Here is a 23,685-nt window from a genome sequence, read left to right as displayed (position 1 = left end):
TCCTTACAGCGCACGCAGCAGATCGACGTAATGGCGCGTCACGGCCAGCAGATCTTCGCCTTCAAGCGGGAACTCGATGCCGCGCGGCGCATCGGCAGGGAGTGCCTTGAGCAATGCACGCCAGCTGCCGTCAGTTTCGTCCAGCGCCACGGCACGGAAGCTCTCGCCATGCGGCACGGCGGCCTTAACGTGAATGTAGCTGACGTAGCGGCTGAGCTGAGCTGCGGCCTGCATGGCGTCTTCACCGGTCCACTGCCAGTTGCCCATGTCAAAGGTCATATCCAGCGGCAAGGCGGCATCGCAGGCACGATGGAAGAAGTTCTGCATCGGGGCCAGCTTGCTGTCTGGCGTTTGATCGTTTTCCACCACCACGGTCACCGGCGATGCGGCCAGCACCTCAGCCAGCGAAGCGTCAGAAAGATCGACAAAATGACCGAGGGCGATTTTCAACCGTTTAGCGCCAATCTGTTCGGCTTCCAGCAGGAATTGCCCCAGGCGAGGGTTGAGCGAGCCGTCTTCCAGCCACAACGCTTCTGGCACCGAATAGCTGGCGCTGAGCTGCTGTTGAGCAATCGCTTTGTTCAATGAGTTTAACCGTAGCAGATCATCTTCACTGAACAGCTCACGGCGAATTTCAACGCCATCGGCGCCAGCGGCTTTAATCAGCGGCAGCAGTGCGCTTTGGCCACCTGACTCGGCGACTTTCTGCGTGCCATAGGCGGCGGTGACCACGATGATTTCCGGATGTGCCATGTTGTCTCTCCATTGAACTCGGTAAGGGTGTTATAAAAAACCTAAATGGAACCGGTTCCAAATGAAAGGCAGAGAGTGTGGAATTATGATCCTGCTCACGAAGTGAGCCGGAGAAAGGGGGATTAACGCAGCGGCTGGCTGGAGCCGCGCACAATCAACTCGCCGGGGAAAACCTGCTCGCTGATTGGCTGTTCATTGCCGTCAATGCGCGCAATCACCTGTTCCAGCGCCGCATAGCCAATCTGCCAGGTGGGCTGTTTCAGGGTGGTGATGCCCACGCCCGCCAATGCAGCCCACTCCAGCTCATCAAAGCCAAGCAGGCCGATGGTTTCACCCCAGCGTTGTTCGAGGCGCTGCAAGGCGCGCGCCACTTGCAAGGTCAGCGCACCGTTGGCGGCCATCACCGCACAGCGTTTGCCAGGGTGGCGTTGCTGAAATTCCCGCAGCACCTGCTCCAGCTGATCTGGCTGGTGCAAGGGGACTTCGGCGTTTTCTGCCATCACTCCGGTGTGGGCTTTGCTGGTGTCATAGAACGCGCCAAGGCGTTCACGGCGGGTGTTAACGCTGCCCAGCGGCTCGCTGAGGAACATCAGGGCATCGTAACCATTGTCCAGCAGATGCTGGGTAGCGATTTGCGCGGCTTCGGGATTGTTCAGGCCGACCACATCACAGGCGAAGTCAGGAATTTTACGGTCAATCAGTACCATGGGCAGCATTGACTGCTGCAGGCGTTTTAGCACTTCTTCGTGCATCCCGACCGCGTTCACCACGATGCCCTCGACCTGGTAACTGCTCAGCAGTTGCAGATAATACTGCTCACGATCGACTTCGTTATTGGTGTTACACATCAGCAGCGTAAAACCCTGCGCACGACAGGCCGCTTCAATGCCGCTCAGCACATCTACCGAGTAGGGATTGGTAATATCCGCGATGATCAGGCCAATCAGTCGTGTGCGGCCACGCTTCAGGCCGCGCGCCATCTGGCTGGGGCGATAATCGAGATCGGCGATGGCCTGTTCAATACGGGCTTTGAGATCGGGCGAGAGCAGGTTCAATTCGCCATTGAGATAGCGGGAAACGCTGGTTTTACCGGTTTTTGCCGTGCGGGCAACGTCACTGATTGTGGCTCGTGGCGGCCTGGTTTTCATTGCATACACCTGAATAATAAAATCAGGCGAAGACTATCACAGCACGGCGCACACGCAATCATTGTGCATCAGAAGTGAGGCGCAGCATCGGTTGCCACAGCGTCTGAAGCTCCTCAAGCGGTGCGCCTTCCAGCAGTTGCAGCACCATTTCGGCCACGCGTTCGCCAATGCGCTGCTGCGACAGTTGCAGAATCGCGTTCACCGGATGATCGACAATGGAGTCATGTGGCAAGCCATCGTAGACGTAGAGAGGGATCGCCCGCGTGCCGCTGAGACGATCGGCTTGCTGCAACGCAATGGCCGCACCTTCCCCCAGCGGGGCACAATCGGTGATGATGGCTTGAGGCGCGATATCCTGCGCCAGCCAGCGCTGTGTTTGCTGATAACCGGCACGGCGCGTCATCGGCAGCGCAGCCAACATGGTGGGCGCGATCGGCGGTTGATGCTGCGTGAGGGCATCAATAAAACCATGGCGGCGATCGAGGATATACGTGCAAGGCTCGTTGCCGCCCAGATAGGCAAGCCGCGTCAGCCCTTGTTGCAAACAGTGTTCAGCGGCCAGCAGGGTGCCAGCATGATTGTCGTAATCAAACCAGGCATAAGGTTCCGGCAGCTGACTGCGGCCCAGCGTGAGGAAGCGATAGCCTTTCTGCTGCAAACGCTGCAGACGGATATCGTGTGGTTGAGTATGGGTGAGAATCAGCGCATCCAGCGCGCCACCGCGTAATAAACGCATCAGCGTGCGGTGCTTGTCTTGCGGCTTGTCCGGCAGAATCATCAAATCAATGTCATGCTGAGCGAGGCGCTGATCCAGCGTTAGCAGCATTTCACTGTAATAACTGTCATTCAGCGAGGCTGTGCTGACCGGGAAAACCAGCCCGACAGCATTGGCGCGGCCGGTCTTCAGACGGCGCGCGGCATCATTAGGACGATAGCCGCGCGAGGTGGCTTCTTCTTCAATACGTTTACGCGTGGCGGCCGCGACGTCGTCATAGCCATTTAGCGCACGACTCACAGTGGTAACAGAGAGGCCGAGGGCAGCGGCAATGGCTTTGAGCGACATAATGACGTTTTCCACTGATCAAATTTTGATCACGCTAGCATAAAGTATTTTACGGCTCTATTGGTTGACGATTATAGAGCGTTATCTGATACAAAAAGCGTCTAATGCGGTGTAAAAACGTGTGGAAACGCCGATCTGCAGAAGCAGACCGGCGATGGGGATTAACCTAGTGGGCTCAGCGTGATCTCGACACGGCGGTTTTGTGCTTTACCCGCTTCGGTGCTGTTGCTGGCCACCGGATTATCCGGGCCCATGCCCTGCGTACGCAGACGGTTCTGCGCTACGCCTTGCAGAATCAGGCCACTGGCCACACTCTCCGCACGCTGTTGCGACAGGCGCATATTCAGCGCACGTGTACCGGTGCTGTCGGTGTAACCCACCACATTGACGGCGGTTTTAGGATACTCTTTCAGCACCATCGCGACACCTGTTAACGTATTGGCGCCTGCTGGTTTCAGGTTGCTGCTATTAGAGTCAAAGGTGACGTTATTCGGCATATTCAGCACGATGTTGTCGCCCTGACGCGTCACGCTGACGCCGGTACCGCGCATTTTATCGCGCAGCTTCGCTTCCTGAACGTCCATGTAATACCCGACGCCACCGCCAACGGCAGCCCCTGACGCGGCACCAATCAACGCACCTTTGCCGCGATCTTTCTTCGATGATGACAACACGCCAACGCCCGCGCCCAGCACGGCACCTAAGCCCGCGCCGATACCGGATTTCCCGGCCTGCGATTCACCGGTATAAGGATTGGTGGTACAACCTGACAGCACTACGCTGCCGCTGAGTAACAAGGCCAGCGTCAAACTACGCTTTTTCATTGAAAATCCCTCACAAAATCACACGGGGAAAATGCCCCAAAACGGCACTATTATGCCGTTCAATAATGGGGAAATGCGTGAGGGTCAGTCTTAAAGTGTAAAGATTTGCTTTAAAGATTATCGGGATGGCAGAAACAGCTGGTTTGATGATCGTTAATCAGCCCGCACGCCTGTAAAAATGAATGGCAGGTTGTCGGACCGACGAATTTAAAACCACGCTTCTTTAACGCCTTAGAGAGCGCAATCGCAGGCTCGGAGGTGGTGGGCGCCAGCGTGTAATCAGCGTAACGGTGCAAAATCGGCTGATTATCGACAAATGACCAGACAAAGCGTGAAAAGTCTTCGCCTTCGGCTTCCAGTGCCAGCATGGCTTTGGCGTTATGGATGATCGCCTCCAGCTTGCCGCGATGACGAATTATTCCGCTGTTTTGCAGCAAGCGCAGCATGTCGGCTTCATCCATCAACGCCACGGCGTGAGGATCAAACTCGTGGAACGCACGACGATAGTTTTCACGTTTTTTCAGCACGGTAATCCACGATAAACCCGCTTGTTGTCCCTCAAGACAGATCATTTCAAATAAGGCTTGCTTATCAGTTTGTGGTACGCCCCACTCATTATCGTGGTACGCCAGATAGAGCGGATCCTGTGTTACCCAGCCACAACGTTGCATATTACTCTCCCTAAGCATGAGGAAAATACTGTTAATCCCTTGACGTATTGCAGAATCGATTAATAGTTAATCAATGGGTGCCGATAATCAAAAAACCTGAATCTTAACGCCCGTTCCCTTTCTGGCTCGTCAGGAGTCTTTCATGTTGCAGAAAAGTCAGCGGACAGGCCAGCACAATCTGATGCTGGCTTTTGGCAGTGTGTGGCTGTTATTTACGGCGCTGCCGGCTTACGCCTGGGATGAGTCCGGCGCCGATTATGTGCCGGATTACAATGCGATACTTGCTGAAAAAATTTCCAGTAATCACCTGAAGTTTACAGAAAGCAGTGATGTCAGTCTGATGGATGCCGCGCTTAATTCTCCGGATGAGAGCGCGATGGTGCTGCACAGTGAAAAAGCCAGTGTGGGGAATGCCCCGTTTGCCAACCGCTACTCAGCAGGCTGGCAGATGCCGATGAATTCCACGCTGCGTACCGGTCCGGTGGCGCAATTTGCGGTGGATGATTCCCGCTTGAGCTGCCCGAAGTGTGAATTTGTTGATGGCAATCACGCCGGGCATATTGCCTCGGTGGGCTGGCGCCTTGATTCCACCCTTGACTGGATTTCACCCTGGGCACAGGTTAGCTACAGCCATCAATTAAACGAAGACAACGTATCAGCTCTGCGCGATCGCCCCGAAGAGATCGGTCATGAAAGCAACTGGATGGATGTCAGCGTGGGAGCCAATGTGCCGTTTGGGCAAAATATGGCGGCTTTCGCCTCCTTCTCACAAACCGGGGCGGTGGTCAGCGGTGAACAGTTTATTTACAGCCTTGGCGTCAGCGCCAGCTTCTAATTCCTGCGCGATCCAACGCGTTAAAACAGGTACACTGACCGCTTAGCGCTGAACCTATCGGCGCTCCGGGTTGGTCAACGTCAGGTTTCTTCATGTCAGTTAAAATCTTATCTTCAACGCTGGTGGGGCTGGATGGCTTTTGCCAGGATCCGCTTGCCGTGTTGCAGCAGGCCGATAACGGCGTGCTGGCGGTGCTGCACAATAATGCGCCCGCTTTTTATGCGCTGACACCGCAGCGTCTGGCACAGTTGCTGGCGCTGGAAGCCGCAGCGCAGCAGCCAAATGATGTCACGCTGGATGACAGCCTGTTCCATACCGATGCGGCACCGATCGCTACACCGGTGGGCAAATTTGCCATGTATCAGGGTTGGCAGCCTGATCAGGACTTTCAACGTCAGGCCGCTATCTGGGGCGTGACGCTGAGTGAACCGGTGACCGCGGCCGAACTGGCCACCTTTGTGGCTTACTGGCAGGCCGAAGGCCGACTGTTCCACCATGTGCAGTGGCAGCAGAAACTGGCGCGCAGCGTGCAAATGAACCGTGCCGCCAATGGCGGTCAGCCGAAGCGCGATGTCACCCAGATCAGCAATACTCAATATGATATCCCCGATGGATTCCGAGGTGAGTGATGAAAACGCCGAATGATCTTTTCAGTCGCCTGAAAAAATTTATGCCTGCGGATGTGCAACCGAAATTCAAAAACGGTGAAGAGCTGCTGGCGTGGAATCAGGAACAGGGCCGCCTGCGCTCTGAAGCCATCGTGCGGGAAAACCGCGCCATGAAAATGCAGCGTATCATGGGGCGTTCCGGTATCCGTGAGCTGCACATGAACTGCTCGTTTGATAACTATCGTGTCGAGAATGACGGTCAGCGCAAAGCACTGGCGCTGGCGCGGGAATATGCCGCCGGGTTTGACAACAGCATCGCCAGTTTTGTGTTTTCCGGTCGCCCTGGCACCGGGAAAAACCACCTGGCCGCCGCCATCGGTAATGACCTTATTCTGCGCGGCAAAAGCGTGCTGATTGTCACCGTGGCGGATTTGATGTCGAGCATGAAAGGCACCTTCAGCGGCGGCAGCGATCTCACCGAAGAGCGTTTATTGCAGGATCTCAGCCATGTGGATCTGCTGGTGATCGATGAGATCGGCATGCAGAGTGAATCCCGCTACGAAAAAGTGATCATCAATCAGATTGTCGATCGTCGCTCATCGTCAAAACGCCCGACCGGTATGCTGTCGAATCTTGACCCGGCAGGAATGAATGGCTTATTAGGCGAGCGCGTGATGGATCGTATGCGTCTCGGCACCAGTTTGTGGGTGCGCTTCGATTGGGATAGCTATCGCAGCCGTGTACGCGGTGATGAGTATTGAGTCAGGTGGGTGCGCGATGAAAGCAGCCGGTAAAGGTCCCGCATTACTCCGTTTGAACAACCTTAAGCGCGTGATGACGCAACTGCGCAGCACGCGCATCACGTCCCGCCAGGATTTAGCACTGGCGCTGCAGCTGAGTAAAAACACCGTTTCCCTGATTGTCGATGATTTGCTGGCGCAGGGGCTGATCAATGAACTCGGCCCGGTTAGCGTGGCAGCGGCCGGACGGCCTAAAATCGAAATTTCGCTGCGCGCGGAAAAGCTGAAAAGCGCCGGCATCATGGTGGAGCGTAATGCCATCCACTGGCGCGTCTGTGATTACTTCTCGCAGGTGATTGCGGAGCAGACCTGGCAAACGCCGACCGCCGAACCTGAGCAACTGCTGCATGAGCTGGTGGAAGTGTGCCAGACGTTGCACGCCGCGCATCCTGAATTGCTGGGCATCGCCGTGGGCTTTCCCGGCATTATCGATCCACAGCGCGGCAGGGTGCACTTTTCCGCCCATCTTGGCTGGCAGGATGTTGATGTCCTGACGCCGCTGATCAGCGCCTGCCGCTTACCGCTGCGTATCATGCATAACGTCAAGGCTGCCGCGCTGCTCTCGGTGCAGCAACTCAATCTGGATAAATCACAAAGTCATTTTTATCTGCGCATTGGTGAAGGGGTCGGCGGAGCGCTGGTGGAGCAGGGCGAAGTGTTTGTCGGCAGCAGCTGGACCGCCGGGGAGATTGGTCATTTACAGGTGCAACCTAAAGGGTTGCGATGCAGTTGTGGTCGTTCAGGCTGCCTGGAAACCCTGATCAGTCAGCCCGCGATTCAACAGCAGCTGGGACAGCGTAAAACAGGATTGCGCTGGCAGAACGCTGCCAGTGAACCGCAGATCGTCAGTGAGGTGATGGCGTTAACGGGTCAGCATCTCGGCCACGCTCTAAGCCATGTGATGCAACTGGTGAATCCGGCGAGCATTATTATTGATGGGCCGTGGAATGCGCATCCGGCATTTATCCAGGCGGTTGCAGAAACGGCACAGGCCAGCACGCTGGCCTTTACCTTCTCTCATACGCAGCTGCACTTCCTGCCGCAGCGTATCGATCCCGCCAACGGTTTAGCGCTGGCGGTAATTGAACAATATGAGCGCGCCATTTCGTAGGCGCGCTTCATCACATTAATGCCGTGGAATATCAAATGACTCGCTGGATTTGGTCGTTGAGGTGCTCTGCGGCAAATCCGCTTCAACGTTAAACTTCTCCAGCACCAGCCCATGAATTTTCTCCAGCGACACGCCCGCGGTTTCTGGCAGATAGCGGAAGGTAAAGAAGTACATACCCAGCGAGAAAATCGCGAACAGCAGCAGTGGGAAGCCACCGTGGAACATATCCAGCAGCATTGGGCTGCTGTTCATGATCGGGAAGGTACTGCTGATGACAAAGTTCGCCATCGACATGGCACAGATGGAAATCCCGACACAGATTGAACGAATCTCAGTAGGGAAGATTTCGCCCAGCACGGTCCAGACAATCTGACCCCAGGTCATGCCAAAGAAAATCATATAGGCAAACAGACCCACCACCGCCAGCATACCCGGCAGGTGATAATAGAAAGCGATGAACGAGTAAGCGAGGCAGATGCAGGAGGTGATGGCACCCAGCAACAGCAGCTTACGGCGGCCGATTTTATCAATCAGCATCATCCCCGCCAGCACACCAATAAACTGACAAATCGACAGCCAGAAAGTCTGCAGCAACGCCGAATCGGTGCTGCCTGCCACGTTCTTCAACAGCGTCGGCCCAAAATATTGAATCACGTTAATGCCGCTGATTTGGTTACCGACCGCCAGGCCGATACCGATCACCAGCAGTGGAATGGTGGTTTTATCCAGGCGCAGGCGCGATTTATGTTGATGCGCGGCTTTGTCTGAGAAGGAGTGTTTGATTTCATTGAACACGCTTTCGGCATGTTCGCGATTAGAAATTTTAGTCAGCGTATCCAGCGCTTCATCGTATTTGCCCTTAAGCACGTTCCAGCGCGGAGATTCTGGGATAAAGGCGATGAAGAAGATGAACAGCGCACAAGGCACCAGCGCGGTGGCCAGAATGTAACGCCAGCCCATGTTAACCATCACCTCGGGCAGCGTCGATTTGGTGATGAAGTAGTTGGTCAGCAGCACCACCGATTGTCCACCGACGCAGCAGACTGCATAGAGAGCAGTGGTGCGACCGCGAAACTTCGAAGGCGACAGCTCCGCCAGATAAATCGGCGAAATCACCGAGGCGAGGCCAATCGCCAGTCCGCCAATGATGCGGAACAGCACAAACACGGTGAAGTTGTGGGCGATCGCCGTTCCGATCACCGAAACAGTGAAAAGCAGTGCGGTAATGGCGAGTGATTTTTTGCGCCCGAGTTTATCGCTCAGGCGGGGAGCGATAAAGCAGCCCACTAAGCTACCCAGCAGAATATTGGAAACGGCCCAGCCGGTTTCGGCGGGGGTTAACTGGAAATATTCACTAAGAGGTTCGATTGCACCGGAGATAATTGAAGAGTCATAGCCCATCAGCAGTCCGCCAAATGCCGCGACGGTACAGCAGAGAATGACATACTTCATGTTGTAGCGTTTTTGCCTGGTATCCATTGTTATAGCCCCTTGTCTCTACGGCCTGAACGTTACGTGTTCAGAAAGAGGAGTGGTGTAGGTTATCGATGTTCAGCGTTGTCACTCGAGGTCATCATCATGGAATATATGTTCTAAATGATGGTTTTTGGATCATTTTTTCCAGAAAGTGTGAAGGACGTTGCGAAAATTGCTGATGGCAATATTAACGGCAGGGCCATATTTGGCTGAAATGATAGGTTTTTTATCAGGTGTGGTTGGCATGGCATGACGATTCTTGTTTTTTCTTGCAGTATTGTGAAATTTTTATTCTGTCAAACGGTCAACATTTCTCTGCCTGACCGCTGTTGCACGTCCGTTTCATTTTTTGCCGGGCAACGGGCATAATACGTTGATTGAAAGGCCCTCTTTGCGGACGTCGCAATGAAAACGCAGCGCATCACTCTGGACGATATTGCTACCCTGGCGGGCGTCACCAAAATGACGGTGAGCCGTTATTTACGTACCCCGGAAAAGGTTAAAACGGAAACGGCGGAGAAAATCGCCAGCGTCATTGCTGAGATCGGCTACGTCCCCGATAGCGACAACACCACCACAACCAATCAAAGCCAGCCGCGCATCGGCGTGCTGGTTCCCTCATTTAACAACCAAATCTTTGCCGATCTGCTGGCGGGCATTGAGTCGGTCACCAGTGCACACGGCTATCAGACGCTGGTGGTCAATTACGACTACAACGCCCAGCGTGAAGAAGAACAGATCGCCACCGTGCTGGCGTTTAACATCAAAGGGCTGATCCTCACCGAATCAGTGCACACCGTGCGCGCCGAGAAATACCTCAATGCAGCCAATATTCCGGTGGCGGAAGTGATGGGGCTGACGGAAGCCAGCGGGCGTATTAACGTCGGTTTTGACAACTATCGTGCTGGTTACGATATGACCTCGATGCTGCTGGCCAGCGGCAAACAGCGCGTGATCTATTTTGGTTCGATGTCCGACCGCCGCGATGAGCAGCGCTATGCCGGTTATCGTGATGCGGTGGAAGCGGCGGGCTTCCCGGCGGGGCGTATTGTGCCAAACAAGGTTTCTTCAGTATCGATTGGTACTGGCATGATGACGCTGGCACGTCAGCTCTATCCTGAGATGGATGCGATTCTCTGCACCAATGATGACCTGGCCGTCGGCGTATTACAGGAGTGTCAGGCGGCGGGGATTGCGGTGCCGCAGACCATGGCGATTGCCGGTTTTCATGGGCTGGAGATTGGCCAGGCCACCACGCCGCGCTTAGCCAGCGTCATCACGCCACGCTTTGAAATGGGAAAAGTCGCCACTGAGATTGTGCTGAAGAAGATCAACCAGCAGCCGACTATCGAACAGGTTAACCTGCATTACCGGCTCTCAATGGGCGCCACTATCTAAGTACGAAAAACCCCCCTTCCGGATAACCTGAAGGGGGGTTTTTTCATCACCCTACTTATCAATCACACGGGTCAATCACGTGCAGTGGTGGTCGGCGGAGTAATAGGTGGCTGCGTATGGTGCGCACGTTTCAGGAAACGACTCTCCAGCACATTCCATGAGGTGTAAGCCAGCGCAAGCGTAATCACGATGGTCAATCCCAACCCCAGGAAAGCATTGGCATCGAACACGCCGAAGTGTTGCAGAACCTGAATGATCGGCCAGTGATACAGGTACATGCCATACGAGAGGTCGCCGTACTGACTGATTTTGACCTCTTTGCACAGGTTGGTGCAGAACAGAATCACCACCGATGAGAACGCCACCGGCTCGATAAGAAAGGCATAGTCGGTCGATTTAAACAGCAGGAACACCACCAGAGAAACAATCGTAATCTCTTTCAGGCGATCAAAAGCTGGTTGATAAACCGCCAGCAGACTACCAAAGAAGAAGTAAGACGATAGCGCGACAAACTGCTTCGCCAGGGTATCGGCTTTCGGCCCGGTGTACACCGACGTGAAGTAGAAGAACCAGGCGCATGAGATAACGAAGATCGCGCCCCACACTTTAAGCGGGTTTTTCTTCATCATCGGAACAACCAGCGGCAGCAGCACATACAGCGTCAGTTCAGCTTTGATGGTCCACAGCGAGCCATCCATCGGCTGATTCGGGTTGTTGGTGAACACGCCGGGCAACGACGCCTGAATGAAGTTCAGGAAAGAGAAGTTTGCGACGAGATACTTGATGGTTTCTTTATTTTTCAGGAAATCCATCAGCGGTAGCGTCGTCAGACACATCCCGATCACGAAGCACAGAATGATGACAAATATATAAGCAGGCAAGATACGTTGCGCACGCTTAATAAAATAGGACGTGAGTGATTTACTTCTTAAGTAACTTTTTGCAATAAGAAAACCACTTATTGCGAAAAATCCTTTTACTGCAAAGTCACTATTTAGAAAGTGCCCGAGAAAACGAATATCGACGTTTCTCGTCACTTCTGCGCTATGCACCAGCATCACGATAAAGGCAAGGGAGAATCGGACGATGTCAAAATTGTTTTTTTCGTTCATATTTGCGTTCTTTCAATGAGTGACGTCGCGCCAGTAAAATCAGGAATAAACGAGTGTCGCTCTAATAAGAAAACTCCGAACTCTGCTGGCGCAGATATGAGCCTATTAGAGGTTTAAATAAATCAAAAAGCAAGCAATGACCAGGACCATAAAAACATTCAGACTTTCCTTATGCGTCCATCAGTTTTATCTGAGATTAAAACAAAAAACGCTAACCAGAGGTTAGCGTTTTCGCGGCTTAGCGGAATATCTTGAAGGTTTGTGAAACTTCATAACCGGTAATCGACTGTTTGCTTGAAATGGTATTGTAATAAAGATAATAGAGCACCATTAACACTGTCACACCTACAGCGATCAACTTTTTCAATTTTTTGGTTTCCCAGATACACAGGGAAATAAGCACCGGTTCAACTTGCAGCAGGAAGTTCGCTAAACGTCCGCCTGATGCATAATCCTGCAGCGCCATCCTCAATCCCGCACCAAGCGCGAAGGTAATGACCATGATGTAATAAGTATTAAACTTCACCGGATCGAAGTTTTTGATTCTGTCACTCAGCAGCATAAAGCTGAAGATAAACACAAAGCCAATATTCTTCAGGTTTGACAGGGTAAAAATCCCCTGATCCTGCGTTGACTCCTGATTAGCATAGCCCATGGCCCTGTCACCTAATCCGCCCAGATGACTGGAAAGCAGCGCGATCAGCGCTGAACTCCCCATAAAGGCGAGAGGTAAACTGGCGACGACAATGATAATAGGAATGTATTTGTTTTTCCTCACAATCATCGCCATTGGAATCAGGAGAGCAACAATCCCTGTGGCGTGGCTGATGAAGGAAAGAATAAAGGTGGTTATCATCCCGGATTTACTGCGCCGGGACATGTGATAAACAAAGCCCATTAAGAAGGCGGAACATAAGCCAAATCGAATCTGGTTCATGTCTTTGTTGATAAATAAGTGCGCGGAGTAGACAGCTAATGCGACAATCGGCAACGGTGTCAGTTTACGGAAATACCATGCGTTAACGCACACGGCAATGACCGTAAAGACAAACATAAAGATATCGGGGTTAGCGGTAAATATACGTGTTAAGCCTGCAATAGCATATATCGCCGGTTCGTAACGGAATTCGTCTGCTGTACGCCAGAATCCTTCAATAGTGATTTTATCGACGAAATGAACAAAGAAATCACGATACTGGAAATCATCGAGTCCCGTACCCAGACCACGAATGCCGCCGAAAGTAAAAAGCACTACAACGGCAACAAAATAAACGTATGATCTGATTTGTGCTGTGTTTTCATTTTTACTTAACATGACTTCGACGATAGCGACAAAAGTCAGGCTAAGACTTATGATCCAGTAAATTCCCATGGTCACAGATTCTTATAGTTTAAAATTTACTTATAACATATGGCCTTGTTAACGTAAACATGAGAAAAGTCTAATTTTTTCTGGCCCGGTATTATAGTGAATGCAGGTAAGAGATATTATTTGTTACTTTACTCAGCCTATTCCTTTTATTTGATGCACTCTGGGGTAAGTGTTGCGCAGCAAAGCCTGGTTTTTTCTCAAGGCTTTGTCATTTGTCACTGTTTTTACTCAGGATTTGGAGCCATCGAGATGAAGTTTCCTCATTTAACTGCGCTATTGTTTCTACTGTATCTTCCGGCTGCGTTTGCCAATAAGGAAATTCCTATCTGGCCAAATGAAGTGTCAGGAAATAATAAATTTATTAATTTCAGCAAAAACCCGGCCATCAATAATCGTGCTGTCACAAATGTTGATTCTCCAGAAATGATTTATGTTCCTCCCGCGGGAAAGAATAATCATTCTGCCGTGCTAATCATTCCTGGTGGGGGTTTTTCTTATATCATGCAGGACGCTGAAGGGCTGGATGTCGCAAAAGTATTGAGCCAGAAAGGTTATTCCTCATTTGTTTTAATTTATCGTATGCCGCGCGGGGGTTCAGAGGTTAACCGTAATAATGCTTTTTCTGATGCACAACGAGCCATGCGCATGATTCGCGGCAATGCAGCGAATTATCACATCGCCGCCGACCAGATTGGCGTGATGGGTTTTTCTGCGGGCGCTTTCCTCGCAGCCAACCTTAGCAATAATGCGGATGCCAGCAATTATTCAGCGGTAGATAAGCTGGATCAGATTCCGGCGCGACCGGATTTTAGCGCCCTGATCTATCCGGTGCTGTCGTTAAAAGATGGCGTAACCCATGTCGGCACCCGAACGGCGATGTACGGCAAGGATATCAGCGAGTCGGTGATTGATCAGAATTCACAGGAAAACCGGGTAAGCGATAAAACTCCCCCGACCTTCCTGGCACAGGCGCTGGATGATGGCACCGCCTCGCCCAGAAACACCTTACTGATGTTCGACGCGCTACGTAAAAATAAGGTGAAGGTCGAGATGCATCTTTTCCAGCAGGGCGGCCATGGTTTTGGCACCGGCGAGAAAAAGAATATCCCCGCCAAAAACTGGCTGACCCTGTTCAGTGACTGGCAGGCGAGCCTGGTGAAGCCATAGCGAAAAGGCGGGATAAATTGTTGCAGCCGGGCGGCTTTGCTAGAGTGTCGTGAACTTTAGAGGAATGACCCATGCCCCGCGACAACCGAATGTCCCGCTCCCTGCACGCCTTGATTCATCTTGATCGGCACGTTAAACGCGCCACCTCGGAAGCGATGGCGAAAATGTTGGGCACCAATCCGGTGGTGGTGCGCCGCATGATGTCCGGCCTGCGCGAAAAAGGCTATGTGGTGTCGGAGAAGGGGCACGGCGGCGGTTGGGAGCTGCAGGTGGAACTCAGCGCGATTACGCTGCTGGATGTGTATCAGGCGATGGGTTCGCCTGCGCTGTTCAGCATCGGGCCCGCCGCCGATCCGTCACCTTGTCTGGTGGAACATGCCGTTGATGAGCGGCTGGATCAGGCACTCAATGAAGCGGAAATGGTGTTACTTAATCGCTTTAGCCAAATCACCGTGGCGGACATTGCCGGTGATTACCTCAATAAAATGGCGAATCTGGGGCTGGAATCTGAGCCCCATCCGCTGTGCCGCGAATAACGTTAATCCTGCTTCTGCAAAGTGATCTGCGCATTATGCTTCATCACATGCGTGGTCACTGCGGCCTGAAAGACCTTAAACATCAGACCGTTGATAAATGTGGTAAGGGTCAGGGTAATGAACGCCGTCATCACCCAATCCACCAATGCCATGTCACTGTGCAATAGCGCAGGGCGATAAATCAGCATGCCCGCGAGCACCGTCCAATGGCTCATGCAATAAAAACAGTGAAACAGATGGCCGAGTAACGCGTGCTTTTTGGCGGTCCATGCGCGTAAGCCAGCAAACAGCTCGGTTTGGGTGAGGGTCATGGCGATACTGGCCGCTGCCAACGCTATCGCAACACAGATTCCCACGTCTGAAGTCATCCAACTATTCATACATTCTCCTGTCAGGCATTTATCATGTAACTTACAATATTACATGATAGTGTAAGCTGCAAGCGTGGAGCCCGAAAGACACGTGCGTAATTTTGGCGAGATATCGTTATTTATTGGCTTTAACGCTAAACATAGCCAGCTGAGGCTTTTTTATAATGCTGCTGACTTTTTAATCCGCCATCAGGAGGAAAGATGGATATTCAGGCAGCCTGTATGCATCAACTGATGCTCTGGATCGAAGACAATATTGAACAGCGACTGACGCTGGAGACCGTCGCGCGTCGTGCAGGCTATTCGCAGTGGCATTTGCAACGAATGTTCCGTCACCATACCGGTATTGCGCTAGGCAGCTATATTCGTGAACGCAAACTCACGGCATCGGCGATTGCGTTGATGAACGGTCACATGCCGCTGATGGAGGTTGCGATTAAATATGGTTTTGAGTCGCAGCAGACATGGTGCCGCACCTTCCGCCGACTGTACGATATGCCGCCCGGTGCGTTTCGTCGTAAATATCAGTACAGCCTGCCGGACATTGATGGGCCTACGAGTCTTCTGATGCTGCAACCGCAGACGCGTCAGGCGGCGTAAAGTATTTGCCGGGCGTCGAACCAAACGCGCTGCGGAAGGCGCTGATGTAACTGCTCACGCTGTCAAAGCCGACCTGCCACGCTACCTGCTGCACACTTTTGCCGTCGGCCAGCCCTTCCAGTGATTTCAACAGTCGCGATACCTGGCGATAGCGCGAGAGGCTCATGCCCACCGCGCTCGCCCAGTGTCGACTCAGGCTGCGCGGACTCAATCCCGCCCACTGCGCCAGTTCGGGGCCGGTGCGCGTATCCGCCGGATTGTCCATCAACAAGCGCGCGATTTGCCGCAGACGTGGCTCATCGGGGAGCGGCAGCGTCAGCGCATGCTCGGTGGACTCATACAACTCATCGAGAAATACGTCGCATAACCGATTGTAACGATCGCTGCCCCAGCTATCCGGCGACAAATTTGCCAGCCGCTCAGCCAGCGGTTCCAGCACTGACGGGCAGGAGAGCAACACCGGATGTTTCGGAAGCGGCGCCGTCAGTGCTTCATCCACCAACACCGTCCAGCCGAGCACGCGACCCGGTCCGATTATCGCGTGTTCGAAGTGCGGCGGAATCCAGCCCACCAGGCGCGGCGGATTGGCGAAGATGCCCGATGGCGTGTTAACCGTCATCATTCCCTGCTTCAGGCAATAGAGCTGTCCGGCGGCATGGCTATGGGTGCGACTTTCGCGATCTAACTGCTTAGATAACGCCGCCGCAATCACTTTGGGTGCATTGGGTTGCAGCAGACGCTTTCGCAGCTCATCCGCGCGCGGATCGCCGGAGAAGGTGAGTTTGTCGGTGGGATGGATGAGCATGGGTGATTCCGCAATAGCCAGCGTGAAAGACAGTATAGAATCATGAACAAGCTGATTTTTAAACAGAGCTCAGTTGTTCGGTTTTAACGAATAACTGCATTGTGCAGGCGAGGTAAAGAGATTGGAACAAGTGGCGGAGAAGAGTGCAGAAGTAAATTGCCAACCTTGCTCTACATCCTCAGGCTGAAATTTTCCAACTTGTAATGATGACTGACAGGTTGCCTAAGCCAATCATTTAGAAATGAGTAACAGTAAGATGAAGGTGGCGGAAGATCACAGGAGTCGAACCTGCCCGGGACCGCTGGCGGCCCCAACCGGATTTGAAATCCGGCCGCCTCACCGGAGACGACGATCTTCCTTTGAAGATGCCGCGCAATTATAGCCATAACCCAGCGCGAAATCTTGATCTTACCCGTGCGCTACAGCACGTTCTCGCCGTGAAGTTGGCGATACTCCTTGGGTGTGCTGGCGTAGCTCTTCTTAAACACCGAATAGAAATACTGCAGCGACGGATAGCCACACATCTGCGAAATCTCATTGATGTTCAGCGATGAAGAAGCCAACAGCTCGCGCGCTTTCTCCAGCTTTTCACGGTGAATCATGGCGTGAATGGTATCGCCGGTCTCATCCCGAAAACGCTTTTCCAGATTGGATCGTGACATGCCGATCGCATCCAGCACCTGTTCCACCTTAATCCCTTTGCAGGCATTGAAACGAATGTAGTGCATGGCCTGAATCACTGCGGGGTCGTTCAGTGAGCGGAAATCAGTGGAGCGACGGGCAATGACTTTGACGGGCGGCACCAGAATGCGCTGCAGCGGTAAGGATTGCTTGTTCAACAAACGATGCAGCAGCTTCGCGGCTTGATAGCCCATCTGGCGCGTGCCCTGCGCCACAGACGAGAGCGCCACGCGGGAGAGATAGCGTGTCAGTTCTTCATTATCGATCCCGATCACCGTGAGCTTCTCCGGCACCGGAATTTTCAAATGCTCGCAGGCTTGCAGCAGGTGACGCGCACGCGCATCGGTGACAGCGATAATGCCGGTTTGCGGCGGCAGGGTTTGCAGCCAGTCGGCGAGGCGATTCTGCGCGTGTTGCCAGTTCTCGGGAGCGGTTTCCATGCCTTGATACACTACGCCCTGATAACGTTCACGCATCACTAACTGGCGAAACGCCTGTTCGCGCTCCTGCGACCAGCGTTTGCCGCTGGCTGCCGGCAAACCATAAAACGCAAAGCGGTTGATGCCTTTCTCTTTCAAATGCAGGAAGGCACTCTCCACCAGCGCGGCGTTGTCGGTGGCGATGTAATGCACCGGCGGATAGTCCTGCGGCTGATGATAGGAGCCGCCAACGCCGACAATCGGCACTGGAACATTCGCCAGCAGCGTTTCAATCGAGCTGTCGTCGTAATCCGCGATCACGCCATCACCCAGCCACTCGCGGATGTTATCGATACGGCAGCGAAAATCCTCCTCAATGAAAATATCCCAGTCGGTTTGCGAAGCCTGCAAATACTCGCCTACGCCCTCGACCACCTGGCGGTCATACACCTTGTTGGCGTTGAACAGTAACGTAATGCGGTAACGTTTCTCATGCATGGTGGCGCGTCCCTTTAAACCCTCAGCGCATTGCATAGCACGGCGGTAAGGAGAGCAGAAATGGTTTGCGCCACAGTGTGATCGCCCACGCGATTACACCCGGCGACGCGTGGCGGTATCCATCCACACTGCCAGCAGCAAGATGGCGCCTTTCACGATGTACTGCCAGAAGGTAGGGACATCCATCATGCTCATGCCGTTATCCAGCGAAGCCATGATAAAGGCACCCATCACCGCGCCGGCCACTGAGCCCACACCGCCCGCGAGGCTGGTGCCGCCAATCACGCAGGCTGCAATCGCATCCAGCTCAGCGATATTCCCGGCAGAAGGCGAACCGGCACCGAGACGCGAGCTAAGGATCAACCCGGCAATCGCCACCATCACACCGTTAATGGCGAAAACGGCCAGCTTGGTGCGGGCCACGTTAATGCCGGAAAGTCGTGCGGCATCGATGTTGCCGCCAATCGCGTAAATCCGGCGACCAAAGGCAGTGCGCGTCGCCATAAACATACCCGCCAGCAACAGCAGTGCCAGCAGCAACACCGGGGTAGGTACGCCACGATAATCATTCAGCAGCCAGATCGCACCCAGTACCAGCACGGCGGTGATCGCCTGACGCGCCACTGTGCTCGTTGCTGCCGGTTGGGCCAGTCCCAACTGCTGACGACGCAGACGCAAGCGCCACTGCCAGAGAATAAACAGCGCCAGCCCAACAAAACCAAAGCCGAAGCCCACGCCGCCCGGCAGATAACTTTGCCCGATCTGTGACATCGCCGGGCTGGTGGGGGCGACGGTGGTGCCATCGGTGATCCCCACCAGAATGCCGCGAAACGCCAGCATGCCTGCAAGGGTGACGATGAATGAAGGCACTTTGCGGTAGGCGACCCACCAACCGTTCCAGGTGCCGAGCAGCAGGCCCATGACCAGCGTGACCACAATGGTGAGCGGGAGCGGCCAGCCCAGCCAGACATCGAAAATCGCCGCGGCACCGCCGAGCAGGCCCATCATTGATCCTACCGACAGATCGATCTCGGCGGAGATAATCACAAACACCATGCCGACTGCCAGAATGCCGGTGATCGCCGTCTGGCGCAGCAGGTTCGAGACGTTGCGCGGACTCAGCCAGGCGCCGTCGGTAGTCCAGGTGAAGAACAGCGCGATCATCACAATCGCGCCCAGCATCACTAAGACTTGCAGATTGAATCGCGGAAATTTACCCGGTGCGGGCTTGCCAGGCGTGCCCGGCAGGCTTTGCGTACTCTCAGTTTTAAGCATAATGTTCACTCCGCAGAGCGGCTTCCATCACCTGCTCCTGAGTCAGATGGTTGTTAATCAAATCGGCTTTGATTTGCCCTTCATGCATCACCAAAACGCGATCGCTCAGGCCCAGTACTTCGGGCAGCTCGGACGAAATCACAATCACCGCGATACCCTGTTGCACCAGCGCATTGATCAGCAGGTAAATCTCCTGACGTGCGCCGACATCGATGCCACGCGTGGGCTCATCGAGGATCAAGATTTTGGGGTTGAGCAGCAGGCACTTAGCCAGAATGGCTTTTTGCTGGTTGCCGCCGCTGAGTCGTCCAATCGCTAATTCCGGTGAGGACGTTTTGACGCGCAGGCGGCGAATGGCATCGTTGATCGCCTGCTGTTCGGCGGCTTCATCCAGCGTAGAAAGGCGATGGCTAAATTGATCGAGCGCCGCCAGCGTGATGTTTTTGCCCACCGCCATCAGCGGCACAATGCCATCTTTTTTACGATCTTCCGGCACCATGGCAATGCCGTGGGCAATGGCTTCGCTACAGTCATCGATCTTAACGGGCTTGCCGTTTATCGAAATCTCCCCCTGCCAGCGACCGGGCCAGACGCCAAACAGGCACTGTACTGTCTCTGTACGACCGGCGCCGACCAGCCCGGCAATACCGAGAATCTCACCACGCTTCAAACTGAACGAAACGTTATTCACCCGGCGCACATGGCGATTAACCGGATGCCAGGCGGTGAGGTTCTTCACTTCCAGTATCGTTTCCCCAATCTCATGGGGCTGATGGGGATAGAGGGCCGTCAGTTCACGGCCCACCATCATGGTGATGATGTCGTCCTCGCTCAGACCCGCCGCCGGGCGTGTGGCGATATGCTGCCCGTCGCGGATCACGCAAATGGTGTCAGAGATGGCTTTCACTTCATTGAGCTTGTGAGAGATGTAGATGCAGGCAATGCCGTGTTCGCGCAGGTTGTTGATGATGCTGAGTAACACCTCGGTCTCCTGCTCGGTGAGTGAGGAGGTGGGTTCATCGAGAATCAGGAGTCGCACCTGCTTGTTAAGCGCACGGGCAATCTCCACCAACTGCTGCTGGCCCAGCCCCAGATCGCCCACTTTGGTATCGGGCGAGACATCCAGCTTCACCCGCGCCAGTAGCTGTTGGCAGCGCAACGTCATGGTTTCATCATCCACCATGCCAAAGCGGCCCAACTCAGCACCGAGGAAAATGTTCTCCATCACTGTGAGTTGACGCACCAATGCCAGCTCCTGATGAATAATCACAATGCCTTTGCGTTCGGTGTCGCGAATGGTTTGGGCCTGAATCGGATCGCCGGCAAAGTGAATCTCACCGTCAAAATCGCCGTGCGGATAGAGTCCGCACAGGATTTTCATCAGCGTCGATTTGCCAGAGCCATTTTCGCCGCACAGTGACATCACTTCGCCCGCCTCAAGCCGCAGGCTGATGTCGTCCAGCGCTTTCACCGCGCCGAAGCGCTTAGTGATGTGGTTCATTTCCAGCAGCATCGCTGTTTCTCCCTCGCAGCTGGCGCTTAGAGATCGCTTTGTTTGTGGAAACCGTCTTTCACCACGGTGCTTTCGATATTGTCTTTATTCACCTGAATCGGTGTCAGCAAGCGCGACGGCACCTCTTTCAGGCCGTTATTGAGCGTGCTATTGCTGCTGGGCTTTTTGTCATCGCCGAGTTCCACGGCAATTTTGGCGGCTTCAGTGGCGAGTTCGGTAATCGGCTTATACACCGTCATGGTTTGTGTGCCGTTCATGATGCGTTTGATGGCGGCCAGGTCGGCATCCTGACCCGAAATTGCTACCTTACCTGCCAGACCTTGCGCACTCAGCGCCTGAATGGCCCCGCCTGCCGTGGCGTCATTGGAGGCGACGACCGCATCAATGTGATTGCCGTTGGCTGTCAGCGCATTTTCCATGATTTTCAGCGCGTTCTCGGGTAACCAGGCGTCCACCCACTGATCGCCAACCACCTTGATGCTACCGTTATCAATATAGGGTTTTAACACCTTCATTTGTCCGGCACGGAACAGGCGCGCGTTATTATCCACTGGCGAGCCGCCCATCATAAAATAGTTACCCTTAGGCACCTGTTTCACAATACTTTCAGCCTGCAATTCGCCGACTTTTTCATTATCGAAGGAAATATAAAAATCGATATCAGCGTTATTTATCATGCGGTCATACGCGAGCACTTTAATGCCTTCGCGTTTGGCTTCCGCCACCACATTACTTAATACCTGACCGTTGTAAGGAATGATCACCAGTACATCGACACCACGGTTAATCATATTTTCTATTTGCGACATCTGAGTTTCTTCATTGCCGTTGGCCGACTGGACAAAAACCGTGGCACCCAGAGACTCGGCTTGTTTAACAAAAATGTCGCGATCTTTCTGCCAGCGCTCCAGGCGTAAATCATCGATCGCCATGCCGATTTTCACTTCTTTCGCCACACCGGCATGGCTGAACAGGGCCAGCGCAGCGCAGACGGCTAACAGCGTGTGTTTCATTTTCATCATGGTCATCCTGTAGGTTGAGGCTATTGTCGTTGTAAGGCTATGAACCAGGCGGATGAATTGTTGCCCTGAGTTTCAGGCAACATCAATTACTGATTTTTATCCTGCTATTACGTTTTTTTGTTTATTTTCTGTTTTATGATCGGGGTCTGAGTTTGCTGTTTTTTGCGAGCCTGCGCACAATTAATAATTATCTTAATTTGAGTGTGAAATATCGTAATTGAGCTTAATGCCAACCCCTTAGCAAAATAATGATTCACTGCTGACCATTCGGGTCTGATGCTAAGGAGCAAACCATGCACGCTTATTTCGACCAGATCGATCGCGTTCGTTATGAAGGGGCCAAATCCACCAACCCACTGGCGTTTCGTCACTACAATCCCGACGAAGTGATCCTCGGTAAAACCATGGCGCAGCATCTGCGCTTTGCCGCGTGTTACTGGCACACCTTCTGCTGGAACGGCGCAGATATGTTTGGTGTTGGGGCGTTTGATCGCCCGTGGCAGAAAAATGGCGATGCGTTACAGCTGGCGAAACAAAAAGCGGACGTGGCCTTTGAGTTCTTCCACAAACTGAATGTGCCGTATTACTGCTTCCATGATGTCGACGTCTCACCTGAAGGCGATTCACTGCACAGCTACCGTGAAAATTTTGCCGCCATGACCGACAAGCTGCTGGAAAAACAGCAGGAAACCGGCGTGAAGCTGCTGTGGGGCACGGCGAACTGCTTTACCCATCCACGTTACGGTGCCGGCGCGGCCACCAGTCCCGATCCGGAAATCTTTGCCTGGGCCGCGACACAGGTGTGCAGCGCGATGCAGGCCACACAGACGCTGGGCGGTGAGAACTACGTGCTGTGGGGCGGACGCGAAGGTTACGAAACTCTGCTGAATACCGATCTGCGCCAGGAGCGGGAACAGATTGGCCGCTTTATGCAGATGGTGGTCGAGCACAAACACAAAATTGGTTTCCAGGGCATGCTGCTGATAGAGCCGAAACCGCAGGAACCCACTAAGCATCAATATGACTACGATGTGGCGACGGTCTACGGCTTCCTGAAACAGTTTGGTCTGGAGAAAGAGATCAAAGTTAACGTCGAAGCTAACCACGCCACGCTGGCAGGGCACTCGTTCCATCATGAGATTGCGACGGCGATTGCATTAGGGATTTTTGGATCGGTGGATGCTAACCGCGGTGATGTGCAGTGCGGCTGGGATACCGACCAGTTCCCTGTCAGCGTGGAAGAGAATGCGCCGGTGATGTACGAGATCATCAAAGCGGGCGGATTTACCACCGGCGGCTTAAACTTTGATGCCAAAGTGCGCCGTCAAAGCACCGATAAATATGACCTGTTCTACGGCCATATTGGGGCCATGGACACCATGGCGCTGGCGCTGAAAGTGGCCGCGCGCATGGTGCAGGATGGTGAGCTGGATAAACGCGTGGCGCAGCGTTACAGCGGCTGGAATGGTGAGTTCGGCCAGCAAATTTTGAAAGGCGAGTTTTCGCTGGCGTCACTGGCCGCGCATGCTCAGCAGCAGCAATTGAATCCGCAACACCGCAGCGGACGCCAGGAGCAGCTGGAAAACCTGGTGAATCACTATCTTTATGATTTCTAATTCCTTCAGGA

General features: G+C 53.5%; 23 protein-coding genes and 1 tRNA gene. 9 read left to right on the top strand and 15 right to left on the bottom strand.

Annotated elements, in window-relative coordinates; translation table 11 throughout:
- Positions 1-3 precede the first annotated feature (3 nt).
- From LBW88_RS19020 to LBW88_RS19000, 5 genes are all read right to left on the bottom strand, one after another.
- Positions 4-753 (bottom strand): sugar phosphate isomerase/epimerase family protein, encoded by a 750-nt coding sequence (locus LBW88_RS19020; RefSeq protein WP_224933672.1) that lies wholly within the window; start codon positions 751-753, stop codon positions 4-6.
- Between the two features lie 122 nt (positions 754-875).
- The gene (locus LBW88_RS19015) at positions 876-1,901 is read right to left on the bottom strand and encodes a LacI family DNA-binding transcriptional regulator (protein ID WP_224933673.1); all 1,026 of its coding nucleotides are present in this window, start codon (positions 1,899-1,901) and stop codon (positions 876-878) included.
- A 58-nt stretch (positions 1,902-1,959) separates the two neighbouring features.
- Positions 1,960-2,964: a LacI family DNA-binding transcriptional regulator gene (locus LBW88_RS19010; RefSeq protein WP_224933674.1), complete on the bottom strand. Its 1,005-nt coding sequence runs from the start codon at positions 2,962-2,964 to the stop codon at positions 1,960-1,962.
- A gap of 161 nt (positions 2,965-3,125) precedes the next feature.
- Positions 3,126-3,788 carry an OmpA family lipoprotein gene (locus LBW88_RS19005; protein WP_224933675.1) on the bottom strand — a complete coding sequence of 221 codons (663 nt, stop codon included), beginning with the start codon at positions 3,786-3,788 and terminating at the stop codon, positions 3,126-3,128.
- A 110-nt stretch (positions 3,789-3,898) separates the two neighbouring features.
- Positions 3,899-4,459: a DNA-3-methyladenine glycosylase I gene (locus LBW88_RS19000; RefSeq protein WP_224933676.1), complete on the bottom strand. Its 561-nt coding sequence runs from the start codon at positions 4,457-4,459 to the stop codon at positions 3,899-3,901.
- Positions 4,460-4,601: 142 nt separating this feature from the next.
- Here LBW88_RS19000 and LBW88_RS18995 point away from each other — a divergent pair, with 142 nt between their 5' ends.
- The 4 genes from LBW88_RS18995 to LBW88_RS18980 all read left to right on the top strand — a co-directional run bounded on the left by LBW88_RS18995 (position 4,602) and on the right by LBW88_RS18980 (position 7,813).
- Entirely contained in the window at positions 4,602-5,294 is a 693-nt protein-coding gene (locus LBW88_RS18995; protein ID WP_224933677.1) for an autotransporter domain-containing protein, read from the top strand.
- 92 nt (positions 5,295-5,386) lie between these two features.
- Positions 5,387-5,923 (top strand): primosomal protein DnaT, encoded by a 537-nt coding sequence (dnaT, locus tag LBW88_RS18990; RefSeq protein ID WP_224933678.1) that lies wholly within the window; start codon positions 5,387-5,389, stop codon positions 5,921-5,923.
- A complete protein-coding gene (gene dnaC, locus LBW88_RS18985) occupies positions 5,923-6,663 on the top strand; it encodes a DNA replication protein DnaC (protein ID WP_224933679.1) in 741 nt (246 codons plus the stop codon). Before dnaT ends, dnaC begins: the two co-directional genes overlap by 1 nt.
- Positions 6,664-6,679: 16 nt before the next feature.
- The gene (locus LBW88_RS18980) at positions 6,680-7,813 is read left to right on the top strand and encodes an ROK family protein (protein ID WP_224933680.1); all 1,134 of its coding nucleotides are present in this window, start codon (positions 6,680-6,682) and stop codon (positions 7,811-7,813) included.
- Between the two features lie 15 nt (positions 7,814-7,828).
- Here the strand turns inward: LBW88_RS18980 and LBW88_RS18975 are convergent, their stop codons facing one another.
- Complete coding sequence (locus LBW88_RS18975; RefSeq protein WP_224933681.1) at positions 7,829-9,292, bottom strand: sugar porter family MFS transporter; 1,464 nt, start codon at positions 9,290-9,292, stop codon at positions 7,829-7,831.
- A gap of 402 nt (positions 9,293-9,694) precedes the next feature.
- Here LBW88_RS18975 and LBW88_RS18970 point away from each other — a divergent pair, with 402 nt between their 5' ends.
- Positions 9,695-10,687: a LacI family DNA-binding transcriptional regulator gene (locus LBW88_RS18970; RefSeq protein ID WP_224933682.1), complete on the top strand. Its 993-nt coding sequence runs from the start codon at positions 9,695-9,697 to the stop codon at positions 10,685-10,687.
- A gap of 71 nt (positions 10,688-10,758) precedes the next feature.
- Here the strand turns inward: LBW88_RS18970 and LBW88_RS18965 are convergent, their stop codons facing one another.
- The gene (locus tag LBW88_RS18965; RefSeq protein ID WP_224933683.1) at positions 10,759-11,799 is read right to left on the bottom strand and encodes an acyltransferase family protein; all 1,041 of its coding nucleotides are present in this window, start codon (positions 11,797-11,799) and stop codon (positions 10,759-10,761) included.
- 238 nt (positions 11,800-12,037) lie between these two features.
- Complete coding sequence (locus tag LBW88_RS18960) at positions 12,038-13,171, bottom strand: EpsG family protein (RefSeq protein WP_224933824.1); 1,134 nt, start codon at positions 13,169-13,171, stop codon at positions 12,038-12,040.
- A gap of 96 nt (positions 13,172-13,267) precedes the next feature.
- Here LBW88_RS18960 and LBW88_RS18955 point away from each other — a divergent pair, with 96 nt between their 5' ends.
- Positions 13,268-14,338 (top strand): alpha/beta hydrolase, encoded by a 1,071-nt coding sequence (locus LBW88_RS18955; RefSeq protein ID WP_224933684.1) that lies wholly within the window; start codon positions 13,268-13,270, stop codon positions 14,336-14,338.
- Positions 14,339-14,409: 71 nt separating this feature from the next.
- On the top strand, positions 14,410-14,874 hold the full coding sequence (locus LBW88_RS18950; protein WP_224933685.1) for an Rrf2 family transcriptional regulator: 465 nt from the start codon (positions 14,410-14,412) through the stop codon (positions 14,872-14,874).
- 2 nt (positions 14,875-14,876) lie between these two features.
- Here LBW88_RS18950 and LBW88_RS18945 read toward each other — a convergent pair whose 3' ends face one another.
- Entirely contained in the window at positions 14,877-15,254 is a 378-nt protein-coding gene (locus LBW88_RS18945) for a DUF1360 domain-containing protein (RefSeq protein WP_224933686.1), read from the bottom strand.
- 192 nt (positions 15,255-15,446) lie between these two features.
- On the opposite strand from LBW88_RS18945, the gene LBW88_RS18940 reads away from it, so the two are divergent.
- Entirely contained in the window at positions 15,447-15,845 is a 399-nt protein-coding gene (locus LBW88_RS18940; RefSeq protein ID WP_224933687.1) for a helix-turn-helix domain-containing protein, read from the top strand.
- On the opposite strand, the gene LBW88_RS18935 is transcribed toward LBW88_RS18940, so the two are convergent.
- The 6 genes from LBW88_RS18935 to xylF form a co-directional block, all read right to left on the bottom strand.
- Positions 15,799-16,650: a helix-turn-helix transcriptional regulator gene (locus LBW88_RS18935; RefSeq protein ID WP_224933688.1), complete on the bottom strand. Its 852-nt coding sequence runs from the start codon at positions 16,648-16,650 to the stop codon at positions 15,799-15,801. The genes LBW88_RS18940 and LBW88_RS18935 overlap by 47 nt on opposite strands.
- Before the next feature lie 263 nt (positions 16,651-16,913).
- A tRNA-Sec gene (locus tag LBW88_RS18930) sits at positions 16,914-17,008 on the bottom strand.
- 61 nt (positions 17,009-17,069) lie between these two features.
- Complete coding sequence (gene xylR / locus LBW88_RS18925) at positions 17,070-18,248, bottom strand: D-xylose utilization transcriptional activator XylR (RefSeq protein WP_224933689.1); 1,179 nt, start codon at positions 18,246-18,248, stop codon at positions 17,070-17,072.
- A gap of 93 nt (positions 18,249-18,341) precedes the next feature.
- Positions 18,342-19,523 carry a xylose ABC transporter permease XylH gene (gene xylH, locus LBW88_RS18920; RefSeq protein WP_224933690.1) on the bottom strand — a complete coding sequence of 394 codons (1,182 nt, stop codon included), beginning with the start codon at positions 19,521-19,523 and terminating at the stop codon, positions 18,342-18,344.
- Positions 19,516-21,036, bottom strand: coding sequence for a xylose ABC transporter ATP-binding protein (locus LBW88_RS18915; RefSeq protein ID WP_224933691.1), 1,521 nt, complete (start codon positions 21,034-21,036; stop codon positions 19,516-19,518). Before LBW88_RS18915 ends, xylH begins: the two co-directional genes overlap by 8 nt.
- A gap of 26 nt (positions 21,037-21,062) precedes the next feature.
- Entirely contained in the window at positions 21,063-22,055 is a 993-nt protein-coding gene (gene xylF, locus LBW88_RS18910; RefSeq protein WP_224933692.1) for a D-xylose ABC transporter substrate-binding protein, read from the bottom strand.
- 296 nt (positions 22,056-22,351) lie between these two features.
- On the opposite strand from xylF, the gene xylA reads away from it, so the two are divergent.
- Positions 22,352-23,674: a xylose isomerase gene (xylA, locus tag LBW88_RS18905; RefSeq protein WP_224933693.1), complete on the top strand. Its 1,323-nt coding sequence runs from the start codon at positions 22,352-22,354 to the stop codon at positions 23,672-23,674.
- Positions 23,675-23,685 lie beyond the last annotated feature (11 nt).

It is taken from the genome of Pantoea sp. alder81, from assembly GCF_020179835.1.
GTDB lineage: Bacteria > Pseudomonadota > Gammaproteobacteria > Enterobacterales > Enterobacteriaceae > Pantoea.
This window is presented reverse-complemented; position numbering and strand designations above follow the sequence as displayed.

Bases quoted from the DNA above. Each gene is read 5' to 3' on its own strand.
- LBW88_RS18960 (WP_224933824.1), bottom strand. From the start codon at position 13,171: ATGGGAATTTACTGGATCATAAGTCTTAGCCTGACTTTTGTCGCTATC.
- LBW88_RS19010 (WP_224933674.1), bottom strand. From the start codon at position 2,964: ATGTCGCTCAAAGCCATTGCCGCTGCCCTCGGCCTCTCTGTTACCACT.
- LBW88_RS19015 (WP_224933673.1), bottom strand. From the start codon at position 1,901: ATGAAAACCAGGCCGCCACGAGCCACAATCAGTGACGTTGCCCGCACG.
- LBW88_RS18915 (WP_224933691.1), bottom strand. From the start codon at position 21,036: ATGCTGCTGGAAATGAACCACATCACTAAGCGCTTCGGCGCGGTGAAA.
- LBW88_RS18980 (WP_224933680.1), top strand. From the start codon at position 6,680: ATGAAAGCAGCCGGTAAAGGTCCCGCATTACTCCGTTTGAACAACCTT.
- LBW88_RS18950 (WP_224933685.1), top strand. From the start codon at position 14,410: ATGCCCCGCGACAACCGAATGTCCCGCTCCCTGCACGCCTTGATTCAT.
- xylR (WP_224933689.1), bottom strand. From the start codon at position 18,248: ATGCATGAGAAACGTTACCGCATTACGTTACTGTTCAACGCCAACAAG.
- LBW88_RS18965 (WP_224933683.1), bottom strand. From the start codon at position 11,799: ATGAACGAAAAAAACAATTTTGACATCGTCCGATTCTCCCTTGCCTTT.
- LBW88_RS18995 (WP_224933677.1), top strand. From the start codon at position 4,602: ATGTTGCAGAAAAGTCAGCGGACAGGCCAGCACAATCTGATGCTGGCT.
- xylH (WP_224933690.1), bottom strand. From the start codon at position 19,523: ATGCTTAAAACTGAGAGTACGCAAAGCCTGCCGGGCACGCCTGGCAAG.
- LBW88_RS19000 (WP_224933676.1), bottom strand. From the start codon at position 4,459: ATGCAACGTTGTGGCTGGGTAACACAGGATCCGCTCTATCTGGCGTAC.
- LBW88_RS18970 (WP_224933682.1), top strand. From the start codon at position 9,695: ATGAAAACGCAGCGCATCACTCTGGACGATATTGCTACCCTGGCGGGC.
- dnaC (WP_224933679.1), top strand. From the start codon at position 5,923: ATGAAAACGCCGAATGATCTTTTCAGTCGCCTGAAAAAATTTATGCCT.
- LBW88_RS19005 (WP_224933675.1), bottom strand. From the start codon at position 3,788: ATGAAAAAGCGTAGTTTGACGCTGGCCTTGTTACTCAGCGGCAGCGTA.
- LBW88_RS18945 (WP_224933686.1), bottom strand. From the start codon at position 15,254: ATGAATAGTTGGATGACTTCAGACGTGGGAATCTGTGTTGCGATAGCG.
- LBW88_RS18935 (WP_224933688.1), bottom strand. From the start codon at position 16,650: ATGCTCATCCATCCCACCGACAAACTCACCTTCTCCGGCGATCCGCGC.
- LBW88_RS19020 (WP_224933672.1), bottom strand. From the start codon at position 753: ATGGCACATCCGGAAATCATCGTGGTCACCGCCGCCTATGGCACGCAG.
- dnaT (WP_224933678.1), top strand. From the start codon at position 5,387: ATGTCAGTTAAAATCTTATCTTCAACGCTGGTGGGGCTGGATGGCTTT.
- LBW88_RS18940 (WP_224933687.1), top strand. From the start codon at position 15,447: ATGGATATTCAGGCAGCCTGTATGCATCAACTGATGCTCTGGATCGAA.
- xylF (WP_224933692.1), bottom strand. From the start codon at position 22,055: ATGAAAATGAAACACACGCTGTTAGCCGTCTGCGCTGCGCTGGCCCTG.
- xylA (WP_224933693.1), top strand. From the start codon at position 22,352: ATGCACGCTTATTTCGACCAGATCGATCGCGTTCGTTATGAAGGGGCC.
- LBW88_RS18975 (WP_224933681.1), bottom strand. From the start codon at position 9,292: ATGGATACCAGGCAAAAACGCTACAACATGAAGTATGTCATTCTCTGC.